The sequence below is a fragment of the Bradyrhizobium sp. genome (genome assembly GCF_049581145.1).
Taxonomy (GTDB): Bacteria; Pseudomonadota; Alphaproteobacteria; order Rhizobiales; family Xanthobacteraceae; genus Bradyrhizobium.
Map to the genome: position 1 here is coordinate 1 of NZ_JBAURI010000538.1, position 10,425 is coordinate 10,425.

A 10,425-nucleotide genomic window follows, 5' to 3' on the forward strand; every position below is an offset into this window, starting at 1 on the left:
GCGATTTCCGCCGCCCGCGCCCGCAGCCATGGTGCGGTGATCCTGCTTGGCGATGCGCCCTATTATGCCCGCTTCGGCTTTTCGGCGGCCATGACCGCAGAGCTGTCGCTGCCGGGACCATTCGAGCGCGAGCGCCTGCTCGGGCTCGAGCTGCGCGAGGGCGCGCTCGACGGCGCCTGGGGCATGATCGTGCCGACCGGCGCGTCATTACCGAAAATGCGGACAGCGCGTGCCCGGAAGACCGCTCAGCTGCTGCAGCAATCGGCGTGAGCGGGATCATGCCACCGGCCAACCGGGCGCAGGCGCGACGGACTCCGGACAAGCGCGCCCGCAGCACGCTGGTCACCACGGTGGTCCTGATCCTGCTGGCGGTCATGATCGTCAGGGACATCCTGGTGCGCCGCTGGGGCCTTGGCCCGCAGCCGCCCTCCGACGTGACACAGCGCTCACTCTGAGATAGCCAAGGTTTTGCGCGGCCGGGACGCCGCCTCCACCCGTCAGCCGAGGTCCGACATGCCACGCCGCCTGGTTTCCACCGGCTCCCCATTCGAAAAGACCGCCGGCTACAGCCGCGCGGTGGTCGACGGCGATTTCGCCTTCGTTGCCGGCACCACCGGCTATGACTACACGGCCATGACGATGCCGGCCGATGTCACGAGCCAGTCACGGAACTGCTTCAAGACCATCGAGGCCGCGCTGCAAGAGGCCGGCTTCGCGATGGCCGATATCGTCCGCGCGACCTATTATTTGATCGACGTCAGGGACGCCGATGCCCATTTCGCGGTGTGTGGCGAGTTTCTCGGCGAGATCCGTCCGGCAGCCACATTGCTGGTGGTCGCGGCGCTCCTGAAGCCCGAGATGAAGGTCGAGATCGAAGTGACCGCGAAGCGTCGCAGCGCGTGATGCCCCTTATACGCCGCAACCAGCCTGTTCTCCTGGAGACCATTTGATGAACCCTTCCGCGCAGATCCACGCGAAGATTTCCGGCCCCATTGTCATGATCGGCTTCGGCTCGATCGGCAAAGGCACCCTGCCCTTGATCGAACGGCATTTTGCCTATGACAAGTCGCGCTTCGTCATCATCGATCCGCACGAGGATGGCGAGCTCGCCAGGAAGCACGGCGTGCGCTTCATCAAGCAAGCGGTGACGCGGGACAATTATCACGAATTGCTCGTGCCGCTGCTCACCGCAGGCGGCGGCCAGGGCTTCTGCGTGAACCTCTCGGTCGACACTTCCTCGGTCGACATCATGACGATGTGCCGCGAGATCGGCGCGCTCTATGTCGATACCGTGATCGAACCATGGGCCGGCTTCTATTTCGACAAGTCCATCAATCCCGAAAAGCGTTCCAACTACGCGCTGCGCCAGACGCTGCTTGCGGCCAAGCACAAGAGCCCGGGCGGCACGACCGCGGTTTCAACCTGCGGGGCCAATCCGGGCATGGTGTCCTGGTTCGTCAAGCAGGCGCTGCTCGACATCGCGCGCGACACCAATACGCCGTTCAACGCGCCGCAGAGCCGGGAGGGCTGGGGCCAGCTGGCGCACAAGCTCGGGGTCAAGGGCATCCATATCGCCGAGCGCGACACCCAGCGCTCCAGAAATCCGAAGCCGATGGACGTGTTCGTCAACACCTGGTCGGTCGAGGGTTTTGTGTCCGAGGGCATGCAGCCGGCCGAGCTCGGCTGGGGCACCCATGAAAAATGGATGCCGGAGAACGGCCGCACCCACCCGGACGGCTGCGGTGCCGCGATCTATCTCTTGCAGCCCGGCGCCAACACCCGCGTGCGTTCCTGGTGCCCGACGCCCGGCGCGCAATATGGCTTCCTGGTCACCCACAATGAATCGATCTCGATCGCCGACTACTTCACGGTGCGAGACGGCCAGCACGTGGTGTACCGCCCGACCTGCCATTACGCCTATCATCCGGCCAACGACGCGGTGCTGTCGCTGCACGAGATCTTCGGCGCCACCGGCAAGATGCAGGAGAAGTGGCACATCCTGGACGAGAACGAGATCGTCGACGGCATCGACGAGCTCGGCGTACTGGTCTACGGCCACGCCAGGAACGCCTACTGGTACGGCTCGCAGCTCTCGATCGAGGAAACCCGGGCGATTGCGCCCTATCAGAACGCCACCGGCCTGCAGGTGTCCTCGGCCGTGCTCGCCGGCATGGTCTGGGCGCTGGAAAATCCCACCGAGGGCATCGTCGAGGCCGACGAAATGGATTTCCGCCGCTGCCTCGAAATCCAGATGCCGTATCTCGGCCCGGTGAAGGGCTTCTACACCGATTGGACCCCGCTGACCGACCGACCGGGACTGTTCCCCGAGGACATCGACACCAACGATCCCTGGCAGTTCAGGAACGTGCTGGTGCGGTGAGCGGAGGCGTCGCCAATCGTCCTCTGGTCATTCCGGGGCGCGCACCTGAACTCGGGCTTACCCGAGTTCAGCAATATGAATATCCAAGTCGGTAGCAGCCGACTTGGCTGCGCGAACCTGGAATCCCGATGTAAAATAATGCAGGCCCGTCTCGAGATTCCGGGGTTCATCGCTCCGCGATGCTCCAAATGACGATCGTTACTTCTTCATGTAATCGAACGCCACTGTGCCCAGTCCCAGCGTCAGGTCCGCCTTGTAGTGTAATGCCGAGACCACCTCGCGCACCGGCAGGCGTGCGACGTCGGCGAGCGCATGGGGAAACAGGCCGAGCGCGGCCGGCCCGGTCCAGGCCTCCTTCAGGGTGATGTCCTCGAGCTGGAAGCGCGCCAGTTCGCAGATCCGCGGGCTACCGTCGACATGGGGAATGATCTTCAGGATGAAGTTCGGCGCCTTCATGCCTTTCAGTACGGTGTCGTGATCGACGTTGCGGTGCTTGTAGCCCATGGTGGCTGAGACGCAGAGCACGGAGCCATAATGCAGCGTCCCGACCAACACGTCGCTTTCGACTTCGACCTTCGGCCGGGCAAGCTTCTTGGGAAAGCCCCACAATTCGCGGCCGCCCGCGATCGGCGCATCGTCATCGAGATACATCGCGTGTGTATAGACGCCTTCCTCGCCCTTGAAGCGGACCGGGATCACCTGTCCGGTTTCGGTGTAGTCGCCGAAGCCGGTTGAATCCGGCATCCGGATGAACTCGTATTTGACCACGGGCTCGATGATCTCGAGCGGCTCCGGCACCACGGCGGCGAGCGCCTCCGGGTCGGTCTTGTAGGTGACGACGAAATATTCGCGGTTGAAGAAACGATAGGGGCCCGGCGGAAACGACGGGCTGGTCAACGGCATCGAATAGGCAGTTCGCCTGATTTCCTCGATTTTCATGGTTCGCCTCCGACTGTCGCGATCGGGCGATTATGCGGCGGCTGAGGCCGGTACGCGAGGAGGGAGGGACGGCGGGCGCCGTCACAACCTCGTTAGACCATGTCGTATCGGCGTCATATCCGGATGCGTCATTCCGGGGTGCAACGATCCCCGCTCGGATCGAGCCGGTCGGCGCGCCCGGGAATGACGCAGCTTATTACTTGGCGCCTAATTCTTGATCGGCGGGGCGACCTTTTCGGCCGGTGCCGGCGGCAGCGCGGCCTTGACTCCGTCCTTCTGCGCTTCCGGATCGGGACGGGCCGGTTCCGGCGCTGGCGTCGTCGGACGCGTGCCGCCGGGCTTTGACTCGGCGGGCGCCGTGTTCTCGGTCGGCGGCGAGGACTGCAGCGGCGGCATGCCTTGAGCCGTTTGTCCTTGCGCCATCCGGTCCTGCGCCTGCTCATCCGCCAGCTGCTGCAGACTATGCGCTTCGAGATCGGCGATCGAGGCGCCGGAGATCAGAAACCCCGCCACGATCAAGGTCGAGGCGATCCACAATTCCCGCCTATGCAGTTGCTTCGGCGCGCGTTTCCGCTCTTCGGGAGGCATCTCGTTCCATCCGCTGACATGGTTCGGAGGTCAACGAGCGGTACGGCGCTAAGTTCCTGGTGGCAGCCTACCTCAAAGCGGCAGCAAGCCGGCGCGACCTTCCTCGTCAGCGAAAGCCAGCATCGTGCCCTTGGCGTTCCAGGCCAATCCGGCGACCGGCGGAGTGCCGTTGCGGCGCACCAGCAGTTCGCCGCCATCTTCGACCCGCACCAGCAGGATAGTGCCGTCCTCGTAGCCGGCGGCGAGGATGTCCTGCTTCGGGTGACACGCGACTGCGGTGGCACGCACCGGCAATGGCGCGAGCATCGCAGGCTCCTTGCCCATCGGACCGTCCTTGCTGGCGAACGGCCACAGGATCACGGTATCTGCGCCTGAGGTCGCCAAAAACTTGCCGCCCGCGCTCCAGGACATCGATCTGACGCGGCCGGGATAACCCGACATGCGCATGTGCCGGCTGTCGGCGAGCCGCCAGCCATGCAGCGCCGGCTCGTGCATCGCGGTGACCAGAAACTTGTTGTCCGGGCTGAAGGTGACGCCGAGATGCGAACCCGCCCATTCCAGAAATTCCGGCTTTGCCGCCATATTGGGAAACCACAGCGTCACGCCGTTATAATGCGCGACCGCGAGCCGCAGGCCCTTGGGCGCGAAGGCGAGGCCCCCGACCGTCGAAGGCACGTCGAGCGACTTCTCCTCGCCCTTGACGCTGCGGACAAACGCGGTTTTGCCCGCCGACCAGGCAAACGCGCCGTCGGAATGCAGCGCGACGTTATCGATCCAGCGCCGTTTTGCGTCCGTCGCGAGCAGCTCAATTTTGCCCTTGGCATCGAGCGCGACCAGCTTACCGTCATCGCCCCCCATGACGATGCGCTCGCCGTCTGATGCCGTGCAGAGAATGCCGCCGCTGTGAACGCTGGTCCTGGAGATCTCGCCGTGCTCGTCGACCAAAGCGACGCTCTCCTCGGCGCCGACGAAAGCGGCGCGCTGCCCCAGGAAATGCACCGAGGTGACGGGCGCGCCGATCGCGACCGGGCGGACCCGGTCGGTGATCGACGTGATGGATGTAGCGCCTGGCTCGAAGCTCGTCATCACGCGGTGATGCAGCTTTCAAAACCGTCGCGGATCGCCTGCTCCGGCAATTCGCGGCCGATGAACACGAGCCGGCTCTCGCGCGGCTCGTCGTCCTTCCATTTCCGCTGGTGATCGCCTTCCAGCATCATGTGCACGCCCTGAAACACGTAGCGGTCCGCGTCGCCGGAGAAGGCCAGGATGCCCTTGGAGCGCAGGATCTTCTGGCCTTCGGTCGCCACCAGGTTCTGCAGCCAGGGCATGAACTTCGTTGGATCGAGCGGCTTGTCGGTGCGCAGCGACAGCGACTGCATGTCTTCATCATGGTAGTGCTTCAGGCCGTGACCGTGACCGTGATCATGGTCGTGGTGATGATCGTGATCGTGGTCATGCTCGTCGCTGGTTTCAAGGAAGTCCGGCTCGATGTCGAGGATACGGTCGAGATCGAACGCGCCGCGCTCCAGCACGTCCGCCAGTTGAACCTGGCAACGCTCGGTGCGATGCAGCTTGGCGTAGGGATTGATGCCGCGAATCCGTGCCTCGACTTCCGCCAGCTCCGGCTTGGAGACGAGGTCCGTCTTGTTGAGCACGATGACGTCGGCGAACGCGATCTGGTTCTTGGCTTCCGGCGCGTCCTTCAGGCGGTCGGACAGCCACTTGGCGTCGGCCACCGTCACCACTGCGTCGAGCCGGGCATTCTTCTGCACGTCCTCATCGACGAAGAAGGTCTGCGCCACCGGCGCCGGATCGGCGAGGCCCGTGGTCTCGACGATGATGGCGTCGAACTTGCCCTTGCGCTTCATCAGGCCCTCGAGAATCCGCACGAGGTCGCCGCGCACGGTGCAGCAGACGCAGCCATTGTTCATCTCGAACACTTCCTCATCGGCGCCGATGATGAGGTCGTTGTCGATCCCGATCTCGCCAAATTCGTTGACGATGACGGCGTATTTCTTGCCGTGGTTTTCCGACAAGATGCGGTTGAGCAATGTGGTCTTGCCGGCGCCGAGATAGCCGGTCAGCACGGTCACGGGAATCTTGGAAGCTTCAGCCATAACAACTCCGAGACGGGTATTTTTCCGCGCATACCGGCGGCAGGGTGGCCCCTGCCCTATGGGTGGTCAAGCGCGCTGGTCAGGGCCTTTATATTGTGCCTGACCATTGCAATGTAAGTGGGGGCAGCCCCCTTTTCGCCGGTCAAGCTGTCTGAATACAGGGTGCCGCCGACCTTGGCGCCGGTCTCGGCCGCGATCCGTTCGATCAGCCGGTCGTCGGTCAAATTTTCCAGGAATACCGCAGGGATTTTGGCCGCCTTGACCTGGCTGATGATGCGGGCGAGGTCGCGGGCCGACGGCTCGGTCTCGGTGGAGACGCCGAGCGGCGCGATGAAGGCGATGCCGTAGTCGCGCGCGAAATAGCCGAACGCCTTGTGGGTCGAGATCACCTGGCGCCGCTCCGGCGGGATCTGTGCGATCGCGGCGCGGACCTCGCGGTCGAGGCCGTCGAGCTCGGCCAGATAGCTCTTGGCACGATCCTGGAAATAGGAAGCATTCGCGGGATCGGCCTTGACCAGCGCGTCGCGGATGTTGGCGACATAGAGCCTGGCATTCGCGACCGACTGCCAGGCGTGGGGATCGGCCTCGGCGCCATCGTGAAGCGGCGCGATGCCCGTGCTTGCGACCACGATCGGTGCGTGGCTGCCGGCCGACTGCACCAGCCGCGGCAGCCAGCCTTCGAGACCGAGCCCATTGATGACCACGAGCTTTGCAGCGGCAACCTTCCCGGCATCCGCCGGCGTCGGCGTATAGACGTGGACGTCGCCATTGGCTCCGACCAGCGTCGTGACGTCGACCTTGTCGCCGCCGACCTGGCGCACGAAGTCGCCGAGGATCGAGAAACTGGCGACCACGTCGAGGCGGTCTCCCGCGCGCAGCGGGCTCGTGGCAGCGGCGACAAGCGCGATCAGCAAAAGGCAAAGCCGCCGCATGGCGCTAGGCTTCCAGATGGCGGCGCGGAAACAGCTGCCGCGCCAGGCCGCCGACAGTGCCGAACAACACCGAGGCGACATAGAGCGCCGACGCGACCAGGATGATCGCAGGGCCCGACGGCACCCGTGTCTCGAACGACAGCACGAGACCGGCATAGCCCGACAGGATCGCGCTTGCCACCGCGATGCAGATCATCGGCGTGATGTCGCGCGACCAGAACCGCGCAATGCCCGCCGGCAAGATCATCAATCCGACCGCAAGAAGGGTGCCGAGCGCCTGAAAACCGTTGACGAGATTGATGACGATGAGCGCGAGAAACGCCAGATGCGCCGGCGCGCCGGCCCTGCTCACCGTGCGCAGGAACAGCGGATCGACGCTCTCGATCACCAGCGGGCGATAGATCACCGCCAGCACCAGAAGGGTGATGGTGGCGTTGGCTGCGATCACCAGCAAAGTCTGGTCGTCCATCGCGAGAATGTTGCCGAACAGCACGTGCAACAGATCGATATTGGTGCCCTTGATGGAGACGATGGTGACACCGAGCGCGAGCGAGGTCAGGTAGAAGGTCGCAAGCGAGGTGTCCTCCTTCAGCCCGGTCGAGCGGGCCACGAGGCCCGAGAGGATCGCCACGGTAAAGCCCGCGATCAGCCCGCCGGTCGTCATCGCGAACAGACTGAGACCCGATAGCAGGAAGCCGATCGCAGCCCCCGGCAGGATCGCATGCGCCATCGCGTCGCCGACCAGGCTCATTCGCCGCAGCATCAGAAACACGCCGATCGGGCCGCCGCCCAGCGCGAGCGCAATCACGGCCGCAAGCGCGCGGCGCATGAATTCAAAACCGGTGAAGGGCGCAACCAGCGCATCGTAGATCATCGCAGTCATGCCGCCCGCGAGGGCGCCTCATCGGCCGCGCAGGTGGCCGCGGCGTCGTCGAAGGCCTCGCACATCCGCCGCGCTTCCTTGAGGTTCTCCGCAGTCAGCACGTCGGAGGTCAACCCCCAGGCCAACGCCTCGCGCGCCAACAGCAGCGTCTCGGGAAAGTGAAGGCGCACGAGGTCCATGTCGTGCAGCGCTGCAAGCACGGTGCGCCCCTCGATGTGCCAATGCTCGACCAGCGCCAGCAGATCGGCAGACGTCTTGGCGTCGATCGCATTGAAGGGTTCGTCGAGCACGATCAGCCGGGCGTCCTGCAGCAGCACCCGGGCAAACAGCATGCGCTGGGTCTGGCCCCCGGACAGCGTGCCGATGCCGCGGTTCTCGAAGCCGGTCAGCCCGACGGCCGCGATCGCGTGAGCGATCTTGTCGCGCGCGGCCTTGCCGATGCCGCCGAACAGGCCGGTCGCCCGCCACAGCCCGGTGCCGACGAAATCGAACACCGAGATCGGAAAGCTGCGGTCGATCTCGGCCGTCTGCGGCAGATAGGCGATGTCGCGGACGTTGAGGCCACCGAGCGAGATCGATCCCGCGAGCGGCTTGAGAATGCCGACCAGCCCACGAAACAGGGTCGACTTGCCGGCGCCATTCGGACCGATCACCGCCAGGAGCGCTCCGGGCCCGACCTCGCCCGACAGATGATGCACCGCCGGATGGCGGTCATAGCCCAGCGTGACGTCGCGGAATTGCAGGTGCGGAAGGGCGTTCATCGCATCGCCAGCAGCACGACCGCCCAAAGGCCGGCACTGACCACCAGCGCGGCGCCGAGCCGCGTGACCACCGGCATGCGCAGGATCGACCATGACGCGGCCTGCGGCGGATGCGGCGAAGCCAGCCCATGGGCGTGGGCATGCGGATGGGCGTGGTCGTGAACTGGAACCATCCAAAAATGTTATATTATAACATTACGGGTGTCCACTGACCGGCTGCGGGCCTGGTGCATGCCAATCGCCATAGCGGTGGCTACGGCGGGGAACCGGACGACTCGCACCCGGCGAGGGGAAGTCCTGGCGCGCGAAGGCAAGCGTCCCAGGCCAGGGGCTAGGCTCGATTGCGCCTCAGATCGGATGGCGCCCCAGCGCACGCTCGCCGACACCGACCGGACCGGCTCCGCGAAGACAAAAACGGCGGCGGCCGCGGTTTCGGTGACCGCCCGTTTCGAAAAAAAGCGCCATCCCGGAATGGTCCGAAGGACCATATCCGGAATCTCGATATTCCGGGTTCGCGCTGCGCGCCCCGGAATGACGCTTACAGCAGCCTCAGGCCTTCTCGAACAATTCGTCGACATATTCCCAGTTGATGAGATTTTCAACGAACGCCTTGAGATAATCCGGACGACGGTTGCGGTAGTCGATGTAGTAGGAGTGCTCCCAGACGTCGCAGCCGAGGATCGGGGTCGCGCCGTGCACCAGCGGATTTTCGCCGTTCGGAGTCTTGGCGATTTCAAGCTTGCCGCCCTTGACCTGCAGCCAGCACCAGCCGGAGCCGAACTGACCGACACCGGCCGCGGCGAAATCGGTCTTGAACTTCTCAAAGCCGCCGAGGTCCTCGGTGATCTTCTTCTCCAGCCGGCCGGGCAATTTGCTGCCGCCGCCATTGGGTTTCATCCACTTCCAGAAGTGGATGTGGTTGTAGTGCTGGCCGGCATTATTGAAGACCGCGGCGTTCTTGCCGAACGAGCCCTTCACGATCTCTTCGAGAGACTTGCCTTCGAATTCGGTGCCCTTGATCGCGTTGTTGCCGTTGGTCACATAGGCTTGGTGATGCTTGTCGTGATGATATTCCAGCGTTTCCTTGGACATATAAGTCCCGAGGGCGTCGTAGGCATAAGGCAGGGGGGGAAGCGTGAATGTCATGGGATGATGTCCGCAACTGAGGGAGACGTGGCTTAACGGAAAACCCTTATAGAAGGTTCCAGGGGTGTTAAACACCGCATTTTGGGCAAAAAGAGATGGATCGATGGGTATCGAGATCGACGTCCTGAACGGGGACGCAGCGTGGAAGCAGGCCGAGCCGCTGCTGGGCGCGGTATGGCCGCCGCATGTCGTCGCAAAATTGCCATGGGCGGACGTGGTGTTCGCCGATGCCGATCTGCGCGTGCTGGTGCGCGACGACGCCGACGAGATCGTCTGCCATGTCGGCATTTTTCATCGCGAGGTGAGCTGGGACGGCCGCAGGATGCGCGCCGCCGGCATCGGCGGAGTCGCCACCCGCGACGACGCGCGCCGCCGGGGCTATGCCAGCGTCGCGCTGAACGCGGCGATCCATACCTTGCGGGAGGAGCGCTCGGTCGATTTCGCGCTGCTGTTCTGCGAGCCGCGCCACGCGGCCTTCTATATCGCGCGCGGCTGGAAGGCGTTCGACGGCGAGATCTATGCCGAACAGCCCGACGCGGGCCGCGTTCGCTTCGATGCGATCGCGCCTCATGTCCACGACCTCAAGCGCGCGCCGCGGCAGGGGGTGATCGATCTCTGCGGGCTGCCGTGGTGAAAACCTCGCGGTGAGATCCGACGAGGCACCGCTGGGCAAATGCGC

Annotated in this window: 13 protein-coding genes and 1 pseudogene; 5 read left to right on the plus strand and 9 right to left on the minus strand. The window is 64.4% G+C overall.

What is annotated here, in order from left to right; genetic code table 11:
- The 4 genes and pseudogenes from WCB02_RS17585 to WCB02_RS17600 form a co-directional block, all read left to right on the plus strand.
- Window positions 1-270: pseudogene (locus tag WCB02_RS17585) on the plus strand (GNAT family N-acetyltransferase); the annotation flags it as partial.
- A complete protein-coding gene (locus WCB02_RS17590) occupies window positions 267-455 on the plus strand; it encodes a hypothetical protein (protein WP_423959922.1) in 189 nt (62 codons plus the stop codon). The pseudogene WCB02_RS17585 and the gene WCB02_RS17590, both read left to right, overlap by 4 nt.
- 58 nt (window positions 456-513) lie before the next feature.
- Window positions 514-903, plus strand: coding sequence for a RidA family protein (locus WCB02_RS17595; protein ID WP_423959923.1), 390 nt, complete (start codon window positions 514-516; stop codon window positions 901-903).
- Between the two features lie 46 nt (window positions 904-949).
- A complete protein-coding gene (locus tag WCB02_RS17600; RefSeq protein ID WP_423959924.1) occupies window positions 950-2,380 on the plus strand; it encodes a homospermidine synthase in 1,431 nt (476 codons plus the stop codon).
- Between the two features lie 198 nt (window positions 2,381-2,578).
- On the opposite strand, the gene WCB02_RS17605 is transcribed toward WCB02_RS17600, so the two are convergent.
- The 9 genes from WCB02_RS17605 to WCB02_RS17645 all read right to left on the minus strand — a co-directional run bounded on the left by WCB02_RS17605 (window position 2,579) and on the right by WCB02_RS17645 (window position 9,746).
- Window positions 2,579-3,319 (minus strand): acetoacetate decarboxylase, encoded by a 741-nt coding sequence (locus WCB02_RS17605; protein WP_423959927.1) that lies wholly within the window; start codon window positions 3,317-3,319, stop codon window positions 2,579-2,581.
- A gap of 207 nt (window positions 3,320-3,526) precedes the next feature.
- Entirely contained in the window at window positions 3,527-3,907 is a 381-nt protein-coding gene (locus tag WCB02_RS17610; protein WP_423959929.1) for a hypothetical protein, read from the minus strand.
- Between the two features lie 72 nt (window positions 3,908-3,979).
- On the minus strand, window positions 3,980-4,993 hold the full coding sequence (locus tag WCB02_RS17615; protein ID WP_423959930.1) for a WD40 repeat domain-containing protein: 1,014 nt from the start codon (window positions 4,991-4,993) through the stop codon (window positions 3,980-3,982).
- Window positions 4,993-6,024 carry a CobW family GTP-binding protein gene (locus WCB02_RS17620; protein WP_423959932.1) on the minus strand — a complete coding sequence of 344 codons (1,032 nt, stop codon included), beginning with the start codon at window positions 6,022-6,024 and terminating at the stop codon, window positions 4,993-4,995. The genes WCB02_RS17615 and WCB02_RS17620 overlap by 1 nt, the downstream gene beginning before the upstream one ends.
- 56 nt (window positions 6,025-6,080) lie before the next feature.
- Complete coding sequence (locus tag WCB02_RS17625; RefSeq protein ID WP_423959934.1) at window positions 6,081-6,956, minus strand: metal ABC transporter substrate-binding protein; 876 nt, start codon at window positions 6,954-6,956, stop codon at window positions 6,081-6,083.
- 4 nt (window positions 6,957-6,960) lie between these two features.
- Window positions 6,961-7,830 (minus strand): metal ABC transporter permease, encoded by an 870-nt coding sequence (locus WCB02_RS17630; protein WP_423959943.1) that lies wholly within the window; start codon window positions 7,828-7,830, stop codon window positions 6,961-6,963.
- Window positions 7,831-7,835: 5 nt separating this feature from the next.
- Complete coding sequence (locus tag WCB02_RS17635; RefSeq protein ID WP_423959935.1) at window positions 7,836-8,600, minus strand: metal ABC transporter ATP-binding protein; 765 nt, start codon at window positions 8,598-8,600, stop codon at window positions 7,836-7,838.
- The gene (locus tag WCB02_RS17640; RefSeq protein ID WP_423959937.1) at window positions 8,597-8,773 is read right to left on the minus strand and encodes a hypothetical protein; all 177 of its coding nucleotides are present in this window, start codon (window positions 8,771-8,773) and stop codon (window positions 8,597-8,599) included. The genes WCB02_RS17635 and WCB02_RS17640 overlap by 4 nt, the downstream gene beginning before the upstream one ends.
- Before the next feature lie 376 nt (window positions 8,774-9,149).
- Window positions 9,150-9,746 carry a superoxide dismutase gene (locus tag WCB02_RS17645; protein ID WP_423959940.1) on the minus strand — a complete coding sequence of 199 codons (597 nt, stop codon included), beginning with the start codon at window positions 9,744-9,746 and terminating at the stop codon, window positions 9,150-9,152.
- Between the two features lie 103 nt (window positions 9,747-9,849).
- Between WCB02_RS17645 and WCB02_RS17650 the strand changes: the two genes are divergently transcribed.
- Window positions 9,850-10,380 (plus strand): GNAT family N-acetyltransferase, encoded by a 531-nt coding sequence (locus tag WCB02_RS17650; RefSeq protein WP_423959942.1) that lies wholly within the window; start codon window positions 9,850-9,852, stop codon window positions 10,378-10,380.
- Window positions 10,381-10,425: the final 45 nt, after the last annotated feature.